Annotated in this window: 19 protein-coding genes; 14 read left to right on the top strand and 5 right to left on the bottom strand. The window is 72.6% G+C overall.

Features of this window, described 5'->3' with window-relative positions:
* The first annotated feature begins 51 nt into the window (after positions 1 to 51).
* Entirely contained in the window at positions 52 to 1,017 is a 966-nt protein-coding gene (locus tag ASF23_RS03010) for an aldo/keto reductase (RefSeq protein WP_055948583.1), read from the top strand.
* A 134-nt stretch (positions 1,018 to 1,151) separates the two neighbouring features.
* Here the strand turns inward: ASF23_RS03010 and ASF23_RS03005 are convergent, their stop codons facing one another.
* Positions 1,152 to 1,883, bottom strand: coding sequence for an NADPH-dependent F420 reductase (locus tag ASF23_RS03005; RefSeq protein WP_156364064.1), 732 nt, complete (start codon positions 1,881 to 1,883; stop codon positions 1,152 to 1,154).
* Between ASF23_RS03005 and ASF23_RS03000 the strand changes: the two genes are divergently transcribed.
* Entirely contained in the window at positions 1,882 to 2,166 is a 285-nt protein-coding gene (locus tag ASF23_RS03000; RefSeq protein WP_055948577.1) for a GNAT family N-acetyltransferase, read from the top strand. The genes ASF23_RS03005 and ASF23_RS03000 overlap by 2 nt on opposite strands.
* A 94-nt stretch (positions 2,167 to 2,260) precedes the next feature.
* Positions 2,261 to 2,725, top strand: coding sequence for a VOC family protein (locus ASF23_RS02995; protein WP_055948574.1), 465 nt, complete (start codon positions 2,261 to 2,263; stop codon positions 2,723 to 2,725).
* Between the two features lie 453 nt (positions 2,726 to 3,178).
* Here ASF23_RS02995 and ASF23_RS02990 read toward each other — a convergent pair whose 3' ends face one another.
* Positions 3,179 to 4,393, bottom strand: coding sequence for a hypothetical protein (locus ASF23_RS02990; protein WP_055948571.1), 1,215 nt, complete (start codon positions 4,391 to 4,393; stop codon positions 3,179 to 3,181).
* A gap of 87 nt (positions 4,394 to 4,480) precedes the next feature.
* On the opposite strand from ASF23_RS02990, the gene ASF23_RS02985 reads away from it, so the two are divergent.
* From ASF23_RS02985 to ASF23_RS02975, 3 genes are all read left to right on the top strand, one after another.
* Positions 4,481 to 4,987 (top strand): MarR family winged helix-turn-helix transcriptional regulator, encoded by a 507-nt coding sequence (locus tag ASF23_RS02985; protein WP_156364062.1) that lies wholly within the window; start codon positions 4,481 to 4,483, stop codon positions 4,985 to 4,987.
* A gap of 3 nt (positions 4,988 to 4,990) precedes the next feature.
* Entirely contained in the window at positions 4,991 to 5,494 is a 504-nt protein-coding gene (locus ASF23_RS02980; RefSeq protein ID WP_055948566.1) for a metallophosphoesterase family protein, read from the top strand.
* 77 nt (positions 5,495 to 5,571) lie between these two features.
* The gene (locus ASF23_RS02975) at positions 5,572 to 6,522 is read left to right on the top strand and encodes an NUDIX domain-containing protein (RefSeq protein WP_055948564.1); all 951 of its coding nucleotides are present in this window, start codon (positions 5,572 to 5,574) and stop codon (positions 6,520 to 6,522) included.
* Between the two features lie 14 nt (positions 6,523 to 6,536).
* On the opposite strand, the gene pcp is transcribed toward ASF23_RS02975, so the two are convergent.
* On the bottom strand, positions 6,537 to 7,184 hold the full coding sequence (gene pcp / locus ASF23_RS02970) for a pyroglutamyl-peptidase I (RefSeq protein ID WP_055948561.1): 648 nt from the start codon (positions 7,182 to 7,184) through the stop codon (positions 6,537 to 6,539).
* A gap of 198 nt (positions 7,185 to 7,382) precedes the next feature.
* Here pcp and ASF23_RS02965 point away from each other — a divergent pair, with 198 nt between their 5' ends.
* The 3 genes from ASF23_RS02965 to ASF23_RS02960 all read left to right on the top strand — a co-directional run bounded on the left by ASF23_RS02965 (position 7,383) and on the right by ASF23_RS02960 (position 9,507).
* Positions 7,383 to 8,126 carry a phosphotransferase enzyme family protein gene (locus ASF23_RS02965; protein WP_055948559.1) on the top strand — a complete coding sequence of 248 codons (744 nt, stop codon included), beginning with the start codon at positions 7,383 to 7,385 and terminating at the stop codon, positions 8,124 to 8,126.
* Positions 8,127 to 8,258: 132 nt separating this feature from the next.
* Positions 8,259 to 8,411, top strand: coding sequence for a hypothetical protein (locus tag ASF23_RS18095; RefSeq protein WP_156364060.1), 153 nt, complete (start codon positions 8,259 to 8,261; stop codon positions 8,409 to 8,411).
* A 148-nt stretch (positions 8,412 to 8,559) separates the two neighbouring features.
* Positions 8,560 to 9,507 carry a J domain-containing protein gene (locus tag ASF23_RS02960; RefSeq protein WP_055948556.1) on the top strand — a complete coding sequence of 316 codons (948 nt, stop codon included), beginning with the start codon at positions 8,560 to 8,562 and terminating at the stop codon, positions 9,505 to 9,507.
* Positions 9,508 to 9,546: 39 nt separating this feature from the next.
* Here the strand turns inward: ASF23_RS02960 and ASF23_RS02955 are convergent, their stop codons facing one another.
* On the bottom strand, positions 9,547 to 9,909 hold the full coding sequence (locus ASF23_RS02955) for an RNA-binding S4 domain-containing protein (protein WP_055948552.1): 363 nt from the start codon (positions 9,907 to 9,909) through the stop codon (positions 9,547 to 9,549).
* An 82-nt stretch (positions 9,910 to 9,991) separates the two neighbouring features.
* Here ASF23_RS02955 and ASF23_RS02950 point away from each other — a divergent pair, with 82 nt between their 5' ends.
* Both ASF23_RS02950 and ASF23_RS18620 read left to right on the top strand, forming a co-directional pair.
* A complete protein-coding gene (locus tag ASF23_RS02950) occupies positions 9,992 to 10,255 on the top strand; it encodes a hypothetical protein (RefSeq protein WP_055948550.1) in 264 nt (87 codons plus the stop codon).
* 125 nt (positions 10,256 to 10,380) lie between these two features.
* Positions 10,381 to 11,829 carry a hypothetical protein gene (locus ASF23_RS18620; RefSeq protein ID WP_055948547.1) on the top strand — a complete coding sequence of 483 codons (1,449 nt, stop codon included), beginning with the start codon at positions 10,381 to 10,383 and terminating at the stop codon, positions 11,827 to 11,829.
* 194 nt (positions 11,830 to 12,023) lie between these two features.
* Here ASF23_RS18620 and ASF23_RS02940 read toward each other — a convergent pair whose 3' ends face one another.
* Positions 12,024 to 13,502: a S1C family serine protease gene (locus ASF23_RS02940; protein WP_235510751.1), complete on the bottom strand. Its 1,479-nt coding sequence runs from the start codon at positions 13,500 to 13,502 to the stop codon at positions 12,024 to 12,026.
* 216 nt (positions 13,503 to 13,718) lie between these two features.
* Between ASF23_RS02940 and ASF23_RS02935 the strand changes: the two genes are divergently transcribed.
* From ASF23_RS02935 to ASF23_RS02925, 3 genes are all read left to right on the top strand, one after another.
* Entirely contained in the window at positions 13,719 to 14,765 is a 1,047-nt protein-coding gene (locus tag ASF23_RS02935; RefSeq protein WP_055948544.1) for a FecCD family ABC transporter permease, read from the top strand.
* A complete protein-coding gene (locus ASF23_RS02930) occupies positions 14,762 to 15,841 on the top strand; it encodes a FecCD family ABC transporter permease (RefSeq protein ID WP_235510750.1) in 1,080 nt (359 codons plus the stop codon). The genes ASF23_RS02935 and ASF23_RS02930 overlap by 4 nt, the downstream gene beginning before the upstream one ends.
* Before the next feature lie 355 nt (positions 15,842 to 16,196).
* Complete coding sequence (locus ASF23_RS02925) at positions 16,197 to 18,650, top strand: glycosyltransferase family 2 protein (protein WP_082473738.1); 2,454 nt, start codon at positions 16,197 to 16,199, stop codon at positions 18,648 to 18,650.
* Positions 18,651 to 18,740 lie beyond the last annotated feature (90 nt).

The raw sequence follows: 18,740 nt of genomic DNA, 5'->3' as shown, positions 1-18,740 counted from the left end.
GTCCGAGCAGGACTCATGCCCCAGTTCGGGCGACGCCGGTACGGTCGAGGCATGGCAGACATCGAACACCGCCCACTCGGACCCTCCGGCCTCGTCGTCTCGACGGTCGGCCTCGGGTGCAACAACTTCGGCAGGCCGGGGACAGCCACCGAGTCCCAGGAGGGCACGAACGCGGTGATCTCGGCCGCGATCGACGCGGGGGTGACCCTGTTCGACACCGCCGACATCTACGGCGGGGAGCCCGGACGCTCGGAGTCGATGATGGGCGCGGCGCTCGCCGGCCGTCGCGACGAGATCGTCCTCGCGACCAAGTTCGGCGCGGACATGCGCGGCGCGAACGGCCCGGACTGGGGTGCCAGGGGCTCACGGCGGTACGTGCGGCTCGCGGTCGAGGCCTCGCTCCGCCGACTCGACACCGACTGGATCGATCTCTACCAGATGCACACGCCGGACCCGATCACGCCGATCGAGGAGACGCTGTCGGTGCTCGACGACCTGGTCCGCGAGGGCAAGATCCGGTACATCGGGCACTCGAACTTCGCCGGGTGGCAGATCGCGGAGGCCGAACTGACCGCTGCGATCGCCGGGACCGCGTCGTTCGTGTCCGCACAGAACGAGTACAGCCCGCTCGCCCGCGGCGTCGAGCATGAGGTCCTGCCGGCGGTCCGCGCCTACGCACTGGGGTTCCTGCCGTACTTCCCGCTGTACAACGGGCTGCTGACGGGCAAGTACACCGCCGACGGCGGCCCGGCGGACGGCCGGATCTCGAAGCTCAAGCCCGAGCTGCTCGAGGACGCGCCGTGGGGCGTGCTCCGTGGGTACCAGGACTTCTGCGACGCCCGGGGGATCACGATGCTGCAGGCGACGTTCGCGTGGTTGCTCGCGCAGCCCGGGCTGACGAGCGTCATCGCGGGTGCCACGAAGCCCGAGCAGATCACCCAGAACGTCGACGCCGGGACCGCGTGGACGCCGGACGAGGACGAGCTCGCCGAACTGACGGTGCTCTTCGACGCCTGACGAGGCCCCGCGCGCGGCCCAGCGCGGGGCCGTCGAGCGCATGAGAAGTGCCCATCTGTCGAGTGTCGAACCAGACCCGACAGATGGGCACTTCTCAATGCAGGGACGAGCGACCGCCGCGGCGGCCTCGCGTGCTACATGTCGGCGTAGCGCTTGGCGTCCGCCACCGCGAGCTCGAGGCCGATCGCGTCGAACGGTGCGACGTACCCGGGGGTGTCGCGCTGGATGCGCCATCCCTCGCTGAGCACGCCGATGTCGACCGGCTCGAAGCCGAACTCGTCGATCAGGTCCCCGACGGCCTTCCGTGCCTCGGGGTCGTTGCCCGCGACGATGAGCGCGCGTCGGCCAGCGGTGCCGGACGGGCTCCCGGCGGTCGTCAGGTCGGCGGCTGCGATGTGGTTGAACGCCTTGACGACGTGCGACTCCGGGAGCCGGTCCTGCAGGATCTCCGACACCGTCGTGGTCTCGGCGTCGAGTTCGCTGATCTGTCCGTCGCGCTGCGGGTAGTAGTTGTTCGTGTCGACGACGACCTTGCCGACGAGCGGCTCGACGGGGATCGTCGAGATCGCGGCGAGCGGCACGGTCACGACGACCAGGTCCCCCTTGGCCGCGGCCTCGTCCCGCGTGCCCGCCGTCGCGCGCTCGCCGAGCTCCGCGACGAGGTCCGAGAGCGTCTCCGGGCCGCGCGAGTTGCTCATCACGACGTCGTAGCCGTGTGCGACGGCCAGCCGAGCGAGCTGGGAACCGATGTTGCCTGAGCCGATGAATCCGATCGTGGTCATGCAGCAAGACAACGCCGCCGACGCGCTCGAATTCCAGGGACCACCCAGTTCGGAGCGGCTCCGAAGGGTGCATGATGACGGCATGGCGCACGAGTTCCGGAACGAGACCGACCAGAACCGCTACACGCTGAGCGTCGACGGCGACCTCGTGAGCGTGCTCGACTACAGCGTCAACGGCGACGCCATCGCGTTCCCACACACCTACACGGTCCCGAAGCACCGCGGGCACGGGTACGGCGGGGAGCTCGTCACGGCGGCGATCGACGACGTGGAGCAGACCTCGACGATGCGCATCGTCCCGATGTGCTGGTTCGTCGGCCAGTGGTTCGACGAGCACCCCGAGAAGGCGGCGCTGCTGAGCCGCTGAACGCCGGAGCAGGACAGACCCACGGCGCCACGGGACAGACCCACGGCGCAGCCCGCACGGAACACCAGGAAGCACCCGAGCACAGGAGCTCATCATGCAGCGCATCGTCCCGTTCCTCTGGTTCGACGGCCAGGCCGAAGAGGCCGCCACCCTCTACACGAGCCTCTTCCCGGACTCGAGGATCGACACCGTCAACCGGATGAGCGACGGGGACGCGACCACCACGACGGTCGTCGAGTTCACCCTCGCCGGGCAGCGGTGGCGCGCCATGAACGGCGGCCCCGGGCACCCGCACAACGACGCCGTCTCGTTCCAGGTCGACGTCGACGACCAGCAGGAACTCGACCGGTACTGGGACGCCCTCACCGACGGCGGCGAGGAGGTCGCGTGCGGCTGGCTCCGGGACCGCTGGGGCGTGGCGTGGCAGATCACCCCGACGCGGATGTCCGAACTGCTGTCCGACCCGGACCCCGAACGGGCCGCGAGGACGATGACCGCGATGATGGACATGGTGAAGCTCGACATCGCGGCGCTCGAAGCCGCCGCCGACGGTCGCTGAACGAACGACGGTCACTGAACGAACGACGGTCACTGAACGAACGACGGTCGCGGACAGCCGGACTGGAGGCCCACCCAGCGCACCCGACGTCGGTGACGCCAGCCGTGCCTCCAGTCCGGTACGCCACGGCCGCCGGCCGTTCCTCGCGCATCGCACCAATGCCCGCGCATCGCACCATGATCTGCGCATCGCACCATCACCTGCTCATCGCACCACGGGCCGCGCATCGCACCAGCGGTGGATGGTGGGGCGATGCGGCAGGAGTGGTGCGACCGAGGGGCATCGCCGGCCGACGACCGCGCTCGCTTCGGCTGACGGTCCGCGATGCGGCCAGGTGCCGGACGGGAGGCGCGGTCCGGCCTCGCACCGTCCCTCCGGTCCGTCAACGGCGCGAGCCGGACGGGAGGCGCGGTCCGGCCTGGCACCGTCCCTCCGGTCCGTCGACGGTGCCGGTCAGGCGGCGACGACCTCTTCCTCCTCGAGCGGGGTCACGGCGCGCTCCCGGGCGATCCGGGTGCGACGGGCCACCAGGCCGTGCACGATCCCGACGAGGAGCACCGCGGCCGCCAGCCACAGCGAGAGCACGAGCGCGCTCCTCCCGAGGGACGCCCCCGGGAAGTACTGCAGGTCCTGCGCCGCACCGAGCCAGGCGGCACCGCTCCAGAAGGTGTTCAGGCCGGCGAAGAACCCCGGCTGCAGCGCGGGCTGGAAGATGCCGCCGGAGGAGGTGAAGTTGAGCATCACGAACAGCATCGTGAGCACCGGCGTCGTCCACCGGCCGAGCATCGGGTGGAGACCGACGCCGAGGCCGATGATCGCGGCGTCGTACATCCACGCGAACAGGAAGATCTGCCACTCGTGGTGCGTCACCACGCCGTAGACCGGTCCGGCGATGACGATCCCGATGCCGGCGACGACACCGGCGGTCGCCAGGCCGACGACCGCGGTCCAGAGCAGACGGAGGCGTGCGGCGAAGGCGGCCACGGCGATGGCGCTCGAGTACCCGCCGACGCTCAGGGCGACGAGCAGGAAGAAGAGGCCCTGTCCGGTGGAGTCGTCCGCCCCGGCGGCCACGACGTCGACGGTGCGGAGGGGGAGCTTCTGCGCGAAGGCGATCGGTGCGAACACCTTGCCGGCGACGGTCGCCGTCGTGTCCGAGGCCGCGCTCGACACGTAGAGGGTCGCACTCGTCGCACCGGGTTCGTAGACCGCGGCGAGGTCGCGGTCGCGGATGCTCGTCCTCGCGTCCGCTGAGCTCGCCACCACGTGCGCGACGAGGGCACCGTCGGACTCGTCCGTCACCGTCTGCGCGAACACCTGGCTCGCAGATCCCTGGCCGACGATGCCGACCGGCAGGTCCTTCGGCTGGGGCGCGTGGAAGGCCCCGAGGTAGGCGAGGCCCATCCCGGCAGCGAGGAACAGCGGGACGAGGATGTGTGTCGCGAAGGTGAGGAGGGCTCTGCCGAGCCCCTCGGGGTGTGCGACGGAGGGGGTGCGCGGAGCGGCGTGCTGCCGGTCCGGCTCGGTCCGCCCGGTCTCCGGGTGCAGGTCGACCGAGCGCCGGGTGTGCGTCGGCGGGGTGTCCGGGTGCGGGGCGTCCGTCTGCGGGACGTCCGTCTGCGGGAGGCGGCGGACGGGCAGTAGGTTGTGTTCTGCAACATCGGACATGTGTTGCACTTTACAACTTACACGGCCGAACCGCCACCACGGGCCGAGGCCGCTACCGTTGCTCGAGGAACGACGCGAGGAGTGACGATGTCCGAGACCACCGACCGACTCCGGGAGGCGGACGTCACGCGCGCCTACGCGGAGCTCTCCCGGATCACCCGTCGTGCGGCCGTCCGGGCCAGGGGACCCGAGGCAGCGCTCAGCATCGTGGACCACTCGCTCGTCGACTTCGTGGCGCAGCATCCCGGCTGCATGGCGATCGACATCGCGCGGTTCCTGCGCCTCAACCGGTCGACGATCTCGCGACAGCTCGCCGGGCTCGTGCGGGCCGGGCTCATCGAGACGACGGACGGGGGTTCGGGGAACGCGAAGCCCCTCGGCGTCACCGAGACCGGGCGTGCCGCGCTCGTCCGGAGCGTCCGCGTGCACCGGGACAGCCTCGACGCCCGGCTCGCGGACTGGTCCGACGACGACGTGGCGCTCCTCGCGGGACTCCTCGAGCGGCTCGGCGCGGCGGACGCTGCGGACGAGGCTGCGCCCGTGTCCGGCGAGGCCGCGCCGGTGCCCGAGAGCGCCCGAGCGCGCGAGGACTGACCCATGGCGACCCGGATCACCCTGCTCTCCGACACCCATCTCCCGAAGCGCGCCAAGGACCTGCCGGCGGCACTCTGGACGGCGATCGAGGAGAGCGACGTCGTGGTGCACGCCGGCGACTGGGTCGACCTCGCGACCCTCGACCTCATCGCGGCACGATCCCGGCGTCTCGTCGCCGTGCGGGGGAACAACGACGGTCCGGAGTTCGACGAGCGCCTGCCGCTCGAGGCCGGTACGGTCCTCGACGGCGTCCAGTTCGCCGTCGTGCACGAGACCGGCCCCGCGACCGGGCGTGAGGCCCGCATGGCCGAGCGGTACCCGGACACGGACGTCCTGGTGTTCGGGCACTCACACATCCCCTGGGACACCGTCGCCGACACCGGGCTCCGGCTCGTCAACCCCGGGTCGCCCACGGATCGACGTCGGCAGCCGTTCTGCACGTGGATGACCGCGGTCGCCGACGCGGGTGTCTTCACGGTCGAGCTGCACCGGGTGCCGCGGAGCTGACGACCGGGTGCCGCGGAGCTGACGACCGGCTGCCGCGAGGACCGCCACGACCAGCGGTCGGCGCATACGCTAGGGGAATGGGTCACGAGCCGGTCGAGCATCCCGAGGTCCCAGCGGGCCGACCGACCGGTCCACCGCCGGGTCCGCGCGACCCCGGCGACGGCTGGGCGTACGGCCCCGACGGCCAGAAGGCGTGGGGCACGGTCGGGGCAGCCGGGTTGCTCGTGGCCGACGACGCCGGTCGGGTCCTCCTGCAGCACCGCGTCGAGTGGAGTCACTACGGCGGGACGTGGGGCATCCCCGGCGGTGCCAGACACGTCGGCGAGGACGCCGTCACCGGTGCCCTCCGGGAGTCCGCGGAGGAGGCTGCCGTCCCTGCCGCCGCACTGCAGCTCCGCCACACGTCGGTCGTCGACCTCGGGTACTGGAGCTACACCACCGTCGTCGCCCGCGCTGCCACCGCGTTCGCGCCGGAGATCGGCGATCGCGAGAGCCTGTCGCTCGAGTGGGTCCCCGCGGACGCCGTCGAGGACCTCCTGCTGCACCCGGGCTTCGGTCGGAGCTGGCCGGGGCTCCGTGCGGTCCTCGACGCCCGGCCCGTCGTGGTCGTCGACGCCGCGAACGTCGTGGGGAGCGTGCCCGACGGCTGGTGGCGGGATCGTGCCGCGGCGGCCGACCGACTGCTCACACGGGTGTCCGCACTCGCGACCGGTGGACTGTCGTCCGACGCACTGGATCTGCCGTTCACCACCTGGTGGCCGTCGTGGACGGTCGTCCTCGAGGGTGATGCCCGCGCGGCCGCCGATCCCGGGCCGGCGCAGGGGCCCGCTGGGTCCGTCGGTGCCTCGCTGTCCGTGGTCCGCGCTCCGGCGAGCGGCGACGACGCGATCGTCGCCGAGGCATCCCGCGTGGTCGGCTCCGGCGCGTCGCCCGTGGTGGTCGTGACCGCCGATCGCGAGCTGCGGGAGCGCGCGGAGGCCGTCGGCGCGGTCGTGCGCGGTCCGTCCTGGCTCCGCGACCCCTCCTGACCCGGCGGACTCCGCTACGCGACCGCGCCCTCGGGCACGTCGAGGTCCGGTCGGGGGTCGATCGCCGCGCGCACGGCCGCCGTCAGCCCGGCGACGATCGTCTCGAGCGGGACCGAGGTCGGGTCCTGGCGCTCCGAGTCCCGCGTCTCCGGGGTCGCGCCGACGTGCACGAACCCGCTCCGGACACCCGGGCGACCGGCGAGCAGGGACTGCAGCGCGGTGAACACGTGGTTGCAGACGTACGCGCCAGCGGTCGCCGAGAGCGAGGCTGGGGCGCCGGCGTCGCGTGCGGCGGCGACCATGCGCTTGACCGGCAGCGTCGTGAAGAACGCGGCCGGGCCTCCAGGCAGGACGGGGGCGTCGACGGGCTGCGCGCCGTCCGCATCGGGGATCCGCGCGTCGTCGAGGTTCACCGCGATCCGTTCCGGGGTGATGCCGGAGCGGCCCTCCGCGAGCCCGACCGCGACGACGACGTCCGGCGTCAGCCGGTCGAGCGCCTCGGCGAGGACCTCGACCGAGCGGACGAACGACACCGGCAGCAGCACCGCCTCGACCCGCTCGTCACCCTGCCACTCGGCCGCGATGCGCGACACGGCGTCCCAGGACGGGTTGCGCACCGCGCCTGCGAACGGTTCGAATCCGGTCAGGAGGATCGTGGTCACGCCCCCAGGGTACGTCCGGCACGGCAGACACCGCGTCCGGCACGGCAGACACCGCGTCCGGAGCTCGTGCGTCGAGCGCGTTTCCACGGTGTGACGATTCCCAGGCGGTTGTCGACGGACGGCACACGACCGGGTGCGTTCCCGCTACCCTCGAACGAACGGCGTCGACGGAGACGCCTCTCGCTTGGAGGTTCCACCATGGAACGGATCGAAAGAGCCGAGGACCGGGTCCACCGCCCGGCCGGGCCGTGGACACCGACCGTCCACCGACTGCTCGCCCACCTCCACGAGCGGGGGTTCGTCGAGGCACCGGAGCCCATCGCCCTGGGCGAGTCCCTCGAGACGGTCTCGTTCCTCCCCGGACACGCGGGGGAGTACCCCTGGACCGCCGACGTCGCATCGGAGGCGGCGCTCGTCACCGCCGCCAGGCTCCTCCGGAACTACCACGACGAGGCCGCGACCTACCCGCGGTCGGACTCCGACCTCTGGTCCCAGGCCGACCGCGCGCCCGTCCAGACGATCTGCCACGGGGACTTCGCGCCGTACAACTGCGTGTTCGATGGTCGGAACGCGGTCGGGATCATCGACTTCGACACGGCACACCCCGGGCCGCGCGTCTGGGACGTCGCGTCGGCGGTGTACCGCTTCGCCCCGTTCACCACGGGCACGGTCGAGGGTGGTCCGATCCCGGCGCTCGAGACCCGACTCGCGCGGGCGGAGGAGTTCTGCCGCGCCTACGACCTCGACGTCACGAGCCGCGCACAGCTCGTCGACGCCATGGTCGCGGGGATCGTCGCGCTCGTCACGACGATCGAGACGCAGGCCGCGGCGGGCGTGGAGAAGTTCGCCGAGGACCTCGCCGAGGGGCATGTCGACCTCTACCGCGCCGACGTCGCGTACATCGAGACGCACGCCGCCGCGATCGCAGACGCAGTGCGCTGACGCGGTCGCTCCGCGCGGACCCGCACTTGGCCCGCCACCCGGACGGGTTCGGGACATCGGGCGTGGGTCGTTCGTGGTGCGTGTGTCCCGAACCGGTGTGGAACCGCCGGACTGGAGGGACGGTGCGGGCCTGTGCCGTCCCTCCAGTCCGGCGGGCGGTCGCGTCTCGCGCATGCGGGCGATCTCCTCCGGCAGGTCGGGGCCGCCGACCGACGGGCGATCGACGCCGCTGCGGCGCGCTGGGGACGCTTCGCCGAGGTGCCCGTGTCGGTGACCGTCACCTGAGTGGCGGGGGTTCTCCGCGCCTCCAGACCGGTTCGGAACCACCGGCCCGTGCCTTCCCGGCTCGCCGGCCCCGATCCGGAGTTCTTGCAGGAAAGGCCCAGGCGCTCCGACGCGGTCGCCCACGCAGGTTCGGTACTGTTCCCCTGCCATGACCGACAGCCCTGCAGACGCGACCCCGTACGAGGTCCTCGGGGTCGCCGCGACCGTCGATGACGACGAACTCCGCCGCGCCTACCGCCGAGCCGCCCGCGAGACCCATCCGGACCTCGGCGGCGACCCGCAGCGGTTCCGTGCGCTGCAGACCGCCTGGGAACGCGTCGGGACGCCGGGTGCGCGTCGCGCGTACGACACCGGGGCGGCCAGGTCGACCGAGTCGGCGTTCGCCCCGTCGGGCTCGTCGGTGTGGCGATCCGACGCCGGCCGCTCCGCGTACGCACCGCCCGCCGGACGCCGCGACTCCCGACCGCGGGCCCGGTCGTTCGGACATCCGGGGGGCCGGTCGCGCGAGGTGTTCCTGGCCGCCGAGCGCGAGTGGGTGGGCCTCGGCGATCCCATCGAGGACCCGTACGACCCAGCGCTCGTCCGCAGCGCACCGCGGGCGATCCGTCGGCTCCTCGGCGAGGCCCTGGCGGAGGAGGCGACGGCGCTGATCGTCGGCGACATGGGGATCGGCGTCACGGTCTGGCACGACATCGACGCCGGGCCCGAGGGCAAGCTCGACCACGCGGTGCTCGCGCCGTCCGGTCTCTGGGCGCTCGAGTCCATCGACTGGGGCGGACCGGTCGAACTCGAGCGCGGCGAGATCACCGGGCAGACACTGCTGCCGGGGGAGCGCCCCGTCAAGGAGCTCGTCCGCGCGGCACGGGTCGTCACGAAGCAGACCCGGGTGCGGTTCACCGGCCGGATCCTCGTCGTGCCGGACACCGCGATCGAGGACGACGTCCAGGTCGTCGGCAACCCGAAGAAGCCCGTCGCGCTCATCGTCAAGCGGCGGAGCCTCGCGATCGTGCTGAACGGCGGGTACGGCCCCGATCGCGGTGCGGTCGACGTGTTCGAGGTCCGTGCGCGCCTGCAGGAGACCGTCCGCTTCGTGTAGCACGCGGCCGCGTCCCGCTGACGGGGACGACCGGTTGGGCTAGTGGCCCCGGAGCTTCTCGAGGTCCCGGCGTTCGCGTTTGCTCGGACGACCGGCACCCCGCTCACGCGTCGGGACGAAGCCGGCCTCCTCGGGGCTCGGCGGCGGGGGCGTCCGGTCGTCGAGGTACTCGCCCGCCACCGCGGCGCCGACACGCTTCACGATCACGCCCTTGACGACCACGATCCGGTCGAACCCGTTCGCACGGACCCGGACCTCGTCCCCGGGGCCGACGACCTGCGCCGCCTTCGCCCGCTCGCCGTTCACCCGCACGTGTCCGGCGCGACAGGCGGCGGTCGCGGCGGAGCGGGTCTTCGCGAGCCGCACCGCCCAGATCCAGCTGTCGACCCTGGCGCGTTCCATGAGCGTCAGCCTAGGCGCGTTCCGTCCGCGGTCCACGGGACCTGCGGTCCAGGGGAGTCGGCACCGGTCGTAGGGTTGCGGCGTGGACGAGGACGAGCATGCCGCGGCACTCCGCCGCCGCGCCCTGACCCTGCTGCGGGTCGTCCCGCTCGGAACGCGTGTCGTGGTGCGGATGCTCGACGGCGGCGGTGCCCGGGACGCGCTCGGCGACCTCGTCGGACGGACCGAGACGACGTGCACCGTGCGGACGAAGCGCGACGAGGTCGAGGTCGACCTCGACGCGGTCGTCGCCGCGAAGCAGGTCCCGCCGCCGCCGGCGCCGCGACCCCGCCGCCGGGCGTCCTGACCCGCCGGGCGTCCTGACCCGTCGGGCGCCTGACCCGGCGTCTGACCCGGTGTCTGACCCGTCGGGCGTCTGGCCCGCCCGCGCGCCTCGGCCGCCCGTTCCGCGCTCCCACGTACCGTGTGACCATGGTCGTCCCCGCTCGTCCCGGTCCGGCACCCACCAGCGCGGGGATCGTCGAGCGGACCGCGCGGATCACCCTGACGCGACCCGTGCACTGGCGGAGCGAGGTCCCGTCCGGCACCGACCTCCGGATCAGCGGCGACGGCGTCGTCGTGACGGTCCGGTCCCGACCGAGCGACAACACCATCGCCGACGAAGCGCGGGGTCTCCTCGCAAGGCTTCCCGGCCAGGTCGACGGCGTCCTCGTCGTCGGGTGTGACCCGTGGTCCGCCGCCGACGCACCCGGACGACTCGTCGAGTACCGGAAGCCGAGCACCGTCGACATGTCCGCGGCCGCTCCCGACGTCGCAGCCGGAGCCGGAGCAGCAGGCGCGCAGGCACCATCGCCGGCTCCCGTTCCTGCTCCTGCTCCCGCCGCCGCGGACACCGGCCGGCGCCCCGACGACGGCCACCAGCACGATGACGGCCACCGGCACGACGGCCACCGGCACGACGGCCACCGGCACGACCGCCACCAGCACGACGACCGCGCGACGTCGGACGCCGCGGGCGACCGGTTCGTCGCGCACCTGCTCCTCACCACGGGCCGGCACCGCATCGACGTCGTCGCAGAACGAGCCCAGGCGGACGTGCGGTCGACGGACGAGGTCGTCTTCGCCGTGCTCGAGTCCGTCCGCGTGACGTCCACCGTCCCGGCGGCGTTCCTCGACGCGATGTCACCGAACGCGCCGCTCGAGGACCTCGTCCCGGCGGCGCACCCCGCGGAACCCGCCGTCGGCCCGGCGATCGACGACGCCGCGCTCGCCGCACTCCAGGGCATGGCCGGTCGGCGCTGGAACCCCTCTGCGCTCCGCTCTCCCGCCGGTCGCACCCTCGTCGAGCGGGGCCTCGTCGGACGGTTCGGCACGATCCCGGCGTCGACCACGGCGATCCTCGCGCCGTGGGCCGACGACGCCCAGCCGTTGACGCTCGAACAGCACCACCCGGACGCGACGACCTCGCGTGTCCGCGCATGGACCGGCGTGGACACCGCGACGGTGCTCGTCAGCACCGCACCCGACGCCGACGAGTCGGCGGTGGGCACGCTCACGCTGGACGCGCTGGTGGCGCTGCTGGCCGGGAGGATCGGTATCGCTCCGGCATGGACCGTCCCGACGCTCACGCCCCGCCTCCCGACCGGGCTCGTCGAACGGCGGCTCGGGGGCGATGCCGACGCGGCCGCCCTCCCGACGGCGATCCGTGATGCCGACCCCGTGCTCGCCAGGCTCTGGGCGGCGCCGTGGACCGTGTCGTACCTGCGCCGACCGGGGCGTCCCCGTCCGCTGACGATCGTCCGTGCCGACGAGGTCGGGTTCGCGCGGGTCGGGGCGGTGACCGGCGACGAGACGGCGTTCCGCGTCGAGGCGCCCGCGAACCTGTACCGCCTGCTCGTCGAGAGCGTCCTCGGGTCCTGACCCGGGCCTCCCGGCCGCTGCTCCGTGCGGCTGCGCGCCCGCGCGCTCCCGTCCGCTTGCGCCTGCTCGAGCGCTCTTGCCCGCGTGCTCCACCCCGCGCGACGAGATCCACCCCGCGCGACGTGGTCGCGTCGCGCGGGGTGGATCCGGTGGTGCAGCGGCACGGACCGCCGTGTGCGGCCGCGCCGGCCGCGTCAGTCCGCGGGGCCGGAGACGAGCGTCGCCGTGACCGTCCCCGTGGTGCCGTCCGCCGCGGTGTACCCGACCGTGATCGTGTCACCGATGGCGTGCGTCTTGATGAGGTCGCTCAGCTGCGCGGAACCCGTGACCGTCGTGCCGTCGATGCTGGTCACGACGTCGCCCGCGGCGAGCCCGGCCTTCTCGGCGGGGGAGCCGGACACCACGCCGCCGAGGGTGACCCCGGAGGTCGTCGTGCCGGTCGATCCGCTCGACGCGGTGGACAGCTCGAGACCGAGGAACGCCGGCAGGCCGATCGTGACCGTCGACGACGCCTTGCCCGCCAGGATCTGGTCGGCGATGGTCTTCGCCGTCGTGATCGGGATCGCGTAGCCGGTGACGTCCGCGGTGCCCGAGGAGGCGGCCGTCGTCATGCCGACGACCTCGCCGTCGGTGTCGAGGATCGGGCCGCCGGAGTCGCCGGACACCACGTCCGCGTCGACCTCGATGAGGCCCTTCAACGACTCGCTGCCCGAGCCGGACTCGCTCTGCACCGTGATGCTCTGGTTCAGGGCGGTCACGGTCCCGGTGGCGGACACGAGGTCGCCCGTGCCCTCGGCGTTGCCGACGTCGGTGATGGTGTCGCCGGCGGCGAGGTTGCCCGACGTGTCGAGCGTCGCGGTGGTCAGACCGGATGCGTCCCGGAGCTTCAGGACCGCCACGTCGTCGGTGGAGTCGGTGCCGACCACGTCGGCGGTGTACTCCCTGCCGGTCGACTCGTCGGTCACCGTGATGCTCGTGGCGCCGTCGATGACGTGGTTGTTCGTCAGGACCTCGCCGTCGGAGGAGATGATCATGCCGGTGCCGGCCGCCTCGGACGAGGTGTCGTAGTTCAGCGTCGAGACGATGGTCACGACACCGGCCTTCTGGGAGTCCGTGGCCGCGGTGGCCTGCGACTGTGTCGACCCCGTACCGCCCTGGGTGCCCGTGCCGCCCTGGGTGCCGGTGCCGCCCTGGGTGCCCGTGCCGGTCCCGCCCTGAGTACCTGTGCCGGTCCCGCCCTGGGTGCCGCCGAAGCTGCCCTGGGTGCCGGTCTGCGTCTGGCTCGACGTCGTCCGCTCGGACGACTGCGTGGCGAGCCCGAACGCCGTGCCGCCGGCGGCGCCGACGATCGCGAGTGCCGCGATCCCGGAGCCGACCATGAGGCCGATCCGGCGACGCTTCGGACGTGCGGCGTCCAGGTGGTGCGCGCCCGTGGCGGCGTGGCTGCCGACCAGGAACGGGCCGTGGCCGTCGTGGGTGTAGCTGTACGGCCCGGATCCGTCCGGCCCGTACAGGTAGGGGCCCGAGCCGTCGAACGCGTAGGCGCTGCGGAGGGTCGACGGGTCCACGTGCGGCGCCTGCGCAGATGCGGGGGCCGGGGCGTGTGCGGGAGCCGGGGCGCCGTCCTGGCGCTGCTGCTCGTCGTCTGCGGGGGAGGTTGGGTACTCGTTCATCACTGTCTCCGGTGGCTCGTGCGACTGCCGGGAGGGCGTCGATGAACTCAGTACAGGCCTGCTTCCGATGAGGAACCTATGAGCGGACAGTACGTTCGCTCCGGGCTCCCTCGGCAACCGCCCGGTGGTCGAGTGCGATCGGCCGGTGGTCGAGCGCGATCGCCCGGTGGTCGAGCGCGATCGCCCGCTGATCGAGCTGAGGGTAGCCTTACCGGGATGGCCTCCAGCGTGCAGACCCCACCCGCGCGGCGAGCCCGCCCGGCGCCGGTCGCCCGTCTCGTCGGCGTCGCCGCGCTCTCGGTCGGTGTGCTCGTCGTCGTCGCCGCGCTCAGCATCGTGGTCGGCGCACGGGCCATCGACCCCGGCACCGTCCTCCGGATCCTGCTGCACCCGGGCGGGACCGACGAGCTCTCGCTCATCGTCCTCGACGGCCGTGTCCCGAGGACGCTCGTCGGCATCGTCGCCGGCGCGGCCCTCGGAGTCGCCGGTGCGGTCATGCAGGGCGTCACACGCAACCCGCTCGCGGACCCGGGGATCCTCGGGATCAACGCGGGTGCGGCGCTCGCGGTGGTCGTCGGGATCGTCGTGTTCGGGATCGGTTCGACGGGGGCGTACCTGCCGTTCGCATTCGCGGGCGCCGCGGTCGCGGCGATCGTCGTCTACGGCATCGCGTCTGCCGGGAGGCGCGGCCCGACCCCGGTGGGCCTGGCCCTGTCCGGCGCCGTGGTCGCGGCCGCACTCGCGTCGGTGACGACCGCGGTCCAGCTGCTCGACGCTTCGGTGCTCGACCAGTTGCGCTTCTGGCAGGTCGGCGGACTCGACGGGCGCGGTCTCGGGGTCGTCGGCGTGGTCGCGGTCCCGATCGCGATCGGTCTCGCGCTCGCACTCGCACTCGGGCGGTCCCTGAACACGCTGGCGCTCGGGGACGAGCTCGCCGCGTCACTCGGGCAGCACGTCATGCTGACGCGGGGTCTCGGGGCACTCGCGTCCGTGCTCCTCGCCGGCGCCGCGACGGCCGCCGTCGGGCCGATCGGGTTCGTCGGACTGGCGGTCCCGCACGCCGTCCGGCGCTTCACGGGCCCGGACAACCGCTGGGTGCTGCCGCTCTCGGCGATCGTCGCACCGTCCCTCCTGCTCGTCGCCGACGTCATCGGACGGGTCATCGCGTTCCCCGGCGAGGTCCCGGTCGGCATCGTCACGGCGTTCATCGGCGCGCCCGTGTTCATCGCCCTCGTGCGCGGCAGGACGGCGCGGGCGCTGTGAGGGAGCGGATCGGCGGACGAGGGACGACGGCCCGCGACGCCTCGGCGGGTGACGGCTCGGCCCGCGACGGCTCGGCAGGTGACGGCTCGACAGGTGACGGGGGTCTCCGTCGGGAGCTCCTCGTGCTCGCGGTCCTCGTGGCCGTCTGCCTCGCGCTCGCCGTGGTCGCGCTCTCCGTCGGCGAGATCGCGCTCAGTCCGGGGGAGATCCTCGCCGCGTTGACCGGCCGGGCGGACCGTGTCACGAGCTTCGTCATCACCGAGCTCCGCGGGCCGAGGCTCCTGGCGGCAGTGCTCGTCGGTGCGAGCCTCGGTGTCGGTGGTGCCATCGTGCAGAGCGTCGTGCGGAACCCCATCGCGAGCCCCGACGTCATCGGCATCACCGCGGGGGCGAGCGCATCGGGCCTGACGGCGATCACGCTGTTCGCAGCGTCGGGGCTCGCGCTGTTCGGTGTCGTGGTGGCCGGTGCCCTGCTCGTGGCGGTCGTGATGATCGGTCTCAGCTGGCGTCGCGGCATCGGCGGGAACCGACTCGTGCTCGTCGGCATCGGGGTCGCGGCCCTCGGGGTGAGCGTCACCGGGTGGATGCTGACCCGCGGGGACGTGCAGGACGCCGCGGTGGCACTGCTCTGGCTGACCGGCAGTCTCAACAACGTCGACGGGTCGGTGCTCGGGATCCTCGGTGTGGCGTTCGTCGTGCTGTTCGTCCTCGCGCTCCTGCAGTCCTCGCGGCTCGGCGTGCTGGCGTTCGGCGACGACCTCGCCGCGTCGCTCGGACTCCCGCCGAACCGGGCGAAGCTGCTCCTCGTGCTCACCGCGGTGTGCCTGACCGCGGGTGCCGTGGCGGCGGCGGGACCGGTGTCGTTCGTCGCGCTGATGTCCGCGCCCATCGCGCGGCGGCTGGTCGGCCGGGGCAGGGTCGCCCTCGCGGCATCGGCGGCGACCGGGGCGACGGTCGTCGTGGCGAGCGACCTCATCGCGCAGTTCGCGGTCCCCGGGGTGCAGTTCCCGGTCGGTGTCGTGACGGGCATCGTCGGGGCGCCCTACCTGCTGTGGCTCATCGCACGCCAGCGCTGACGCCCCCGCCGCCACTCCCGCTCCCGCCACTCCCGCCCCCGCCCCCCAAGACCGCGCGTGTTCAGAACACCCGCGTCCATCCCGAACACGCGGATCCCGGTGTTCGGCCCGGACGCACGTGTTCTGAACACGAGGACGCGGACGCCCGACCCCGCCCGACCGACACCCGCGACCGCCCGAGCGACACCCGCACACGGGGCCCGAGTGGCCCGTGTGACCAGTGTGACGGCACCCCCGTTTCACCCCCGTTCGAGGGATGCCAGACCGGGGGACAGGACGCATAGTCTGTCCACCGCTGGTCTTCCCGACAGAACCCCGACCCGACGGGGCCTGAGACCGGCACCGAAGGACACCCATGCCCCGAACGCTGGACGGCGCCCAGAAGCGTCGTCGTCAGTGGGGTTCCGAGCGTCGTACCCAGCCGCTCGACACCCTGCACGCCCGCCCATCCGACCGGAAGCTCGTCCTGGGCCGCCTCGCGATCATCGCGACCGTGGCCTTCTGGTCGGCCTACGTCGTCTACACCGTGATCCGTCAGTTCCTCGACTACGGCACCGAGAGTTTCCGCTTCACCACCGAGGCCGTCTCCTACGTCGTGGTCGTCACGTTCCTGACGTTCTCCGCGCTCATGCACCTCGTCGCGAGGCAGGGTGCACTCGAGCGCTTCGCGACCCACGTCCGCGTCCCCCGCGCGGAGCTCGACCGCCACTTCGGCACCGGACACCAGGAGCCCCTCACGGTCCTCGTGCCGAGCTACGCCGAGGAACCGGACGTCGTCGCTGCGACACTCTGGTCGGCGGCGCTGCAGGAGTACCCCGCGCTCCGCGTCGTGCTGCTCCTCGACGACCCGCCCTTCCCGACCGATCCGGAGGTCGCGGCGCGCCTCGAGGCCACCCGCCGCATCGCCGGGGACATCCAGACCCAACTCGCCGCACCGGCGCAGCGGTTCCAGGAAGCCCTGCTCGTCGCCGAGGTCGAGGCCGCGCACGCACCGTTCGCGACCGTCGCGTCCCTCCGGACCCTCGTCGGCCACCACCGCTACGCGATCGCATGGTTGGAGCGGCACGCGCGTGAGCAGGAGGTCGTCGACCACGTCGACACGTTCTTCCACGACCAGGTGCTCCTCGCCCTCGCCGAGGAGCTCCGACTCGCCGCCGACGCCCTCGACGCCGCGATCGCGGACACCCTGGGCACCAGCACCAGCACCAGCACCAGCACCAGCACCAGCACCAGCACCAGCACCAGCACCGCCACGACCACGGACTCGAGCATCCCCAGCACCCGCGCGGTGGAGCTGCAGCGCCGCCTCGCGTGGACGTTCTCGGCCGAACTCACGACCTTCGAACGCAAGCGCTACGCGAACCTGTCGCACGAGGCGAACAAGGCCATGAACCTCAACTCGTACATCGGGCTGCTCGGTGGCTCGTACGTGCACGAGGAGAGCGCCGAGGGCACCATCCTCCGGCAGGCGACCGACGCCGCGGAGCACACCGACCTCGTCGTCCCCGCATCGGACTACGTCCTCACGCTCGACGCCGACTCGATCCTGCTGCGGGACTACTGCCTCCGCCTCGTCTACTTCCTGGAGCAGCCGGAGAACGCCAGGGTCGCCGTCACCCAGACCCCGTACTCGTCGTTCCGCGGCGCCGACACCCGCATCGAGCGTCTCGCCGGTGCCACGACGGACATCCAGCACATCCTGCACCAGGGCATGTCGTACCACGGGGCGACGTTCTGGGTCGGCGCGAACGCGGTCATCCGGGTGCGTGCGCTCCAGGACATCGAGGAGGTCGAGACCGTCGGCGGCTTCGAGGTGAAGCGCTACGTGCAGGACCGTACGGTCATCGAGGACACCGAGTCGAGCGTCGACCTCGGCATGCACGGCTGGACCCTCGTCAACTACCCGGAGCGCCTGAGCTACAGCGCGACGCCCCCGGACTTCGGCTCCCTGATCGTGCAGCGGCGACGCTGGGCGAACGGTGGGCTCCTGATCCTGCCGAAGTACCTCCGGCAGGTCCGCGAGCGACGTCAGCGCGGCGAGCGGGTGACCCTCACCGAGATGGCCCTCCGGATCAACTACATGGCGAGCATCTCGTGGGGGAGCTTCGGCCTGGTCTTCCTGCTGGCGTACCCGTACGACTCCAGGCTCCTCAGCCCGATGGTGCTCCTCGCGGCCCTGCCGTACTTCATGCTGTTCGCGTCCGACCTGGCCTACGCCGGGTACCGACGGAGCGACATCCTCCGGATCTACGGGTTCAACATCATCCTCATGCCGGTGAACGTCGCCGGGGTGTTGAAGAGCCTCGAGCAGGCGCTGACGAACAAGAAGATCCCGTTCGCCCGCACCCCGAAGGTCCGGAACCGCACGGCGTCGCCGGCGCTGTACGTCCTCGCGCCGTACGTGATCGTCGCGTTCAGCCTGTTCACGCTCGTCCGGGACGCCGCGGTCGGCAACTGGGGGAACGCGGCGTTCGCGGCCTTCAACGCCGTGCTCGCGTCGTACGCCATCGTCGCCTACATCGGCGTCTGGGCCTCGGTGGTGGACGTCTGGATCGCGGCGACGCGCTGGATGTACGTCGACCAGGCGAAGCGCGACGCGCGCCGCGAGGCACGTGTGAGCGCGGTCCTGGCCGCACGTGAGGCGAAGCGCCGTCGCCGCGCGGGCGAACCGGCACCGGTCCCCGTGGCCGAGCCCGTCGACTGGCGCGCGGTCCTGTACTTCGGCCATGCCGGGAGGCCCCTCCCGCGCCACGTGGACACCCCCACCTCCGACGTGTCACCGGCAGCGCGAGAACGCTCCGCCGCCTAGGCGCTCGGCCGCACAGGCCGGGAGGCACGGTGCCGTTCCCGCGGACACCGTGCCTCCCCGACACACCACCGACACACCTCTGTCCGGGCC

The organism is Curtobacterium sp. Leaf261 (assembly GCF_001422205.1).
In the GTDB taxonomy this organism is placed as follows: domain Bacteria; phylum Actinomycetota; class Actinomycetes; order Actinomycetales; family Microbacteriaceae; genus Curtobacterium.
The sequence above is the reverse complement of the archived record's forward strand: the minus strand, read 5'-3'. Positions and strand labels throughout refer to the sequence as shown.

Excerpts from the sequence above, each read along its gene's own strand:
- ASF23_RS03010 (WP_055948583.1), top strand. The coding sequence starts at position 52 with ATGGCAGACATCGAACACCGCCCACTCGGACCCTCCGGCCTCGTCGTC.
- ASF23_RS03000 (WP_055948577.1), top strand. The coding sequence starts at position 1,882 with ATGGCGCACGAGTTCCGGAACGAGACCGACCAGAACCGCTACACGCTG.
- ASF23_RS03005 (WP_156364064.1), bottom strand. The coding sequence starts at position 1,883 with ATGCCGTCATCATGCACCCTTCGGAGCCGCTCCGAACTGGGTGGTCCC.
- ASF23_RS02995 (WP_055948574.1), top strand. The coding sequence starts at position 2,261 with ATGCAGCGCATCGTCCCGTTCCTCTGGTTCGACGGCCAGGCCGAAGAG.
- ASF23_RS02990 (WP_055948571.1), bottom strand. The coding sequence starts at position 4,393 with ATGTCCGATGTTGCAGAACACAACCTACTGCCCGTCCGCCGCCTCCCG.
- ASF23_RS02985 (WP_156364062.1), top strand. The coding sequence starts at position 4,481 with ATGTCCGAGACCACCGACCGACTCCGGGAGGCGGACGTCACGCGCGCC.
- ASF23_RS02980 (WP_055948566.1), top strand. The coding sequence starts at position 4,991 with ATGGCGACCCGGATCACCCTGCTCTCCGACACCCATCTCCCGAAGCGC.
- ASF23_RS02975 (WP_055948564.1), top strand. The coding sequence starts at position 5,572 with ATGGGTCACGAGCCGGTCGAGCATCCCGAGGTCCCAGCGGGCCGACCG.
- ASF23_RS02965 (WP_055948559.1), top strand. The coding sequence starts at position 7,383 with ATGGAACGGATCGAAAGAGCCGAGGACCGGGTCCACCGCCCGGCCGGG.
- ASF23_RS02960 (WP_055948556.1), top strand. The coding sequence starts at position 8,560 with ATGACCGACAGCCCTGCAGACGCGACCCCGTACGAGGTCCTCGGGGTC.
- ASF23_RS02955 (WP_055948552.1), bottom strand. The coding sequence starts at position 9,909 with ATGGAACGCGCCAGGGTCGACAGCTGGATCTGGGCGGTGCGGCTCGCG.
- ASF23_RS18620 (WP_055948547.1), top strand. The coding sequence starts at position 10,381 with ATGGTCGTCCCCGCTCGTCCCGGTCCGGCACCCACCAGCGCGGGGATC.
- ASF23_RS02940 (WP_235510751.1), bottom strand. The coding sequence starts at position 13,502 with ATGAACGAGTACCCAACCTCCCCCGCAGACGACGAGCAGCAGCGCCAG.
- ASF23_RS02935 (WP_055948544.1), top strand. The coding sequence starts at position 13,719 with ATGGCCTCCAGCGTGCAGACCCCACCCGCGCGGCGAGCCCGCCCGGCG.
- ASF23_RS02925 (WP_082473738.1), top strand. The coding sequence starts at position 16,197 with ATGCCCCGAACGCTGGACGGCGCCCAGAAGCGTCGTCGTCAGTGGGGT.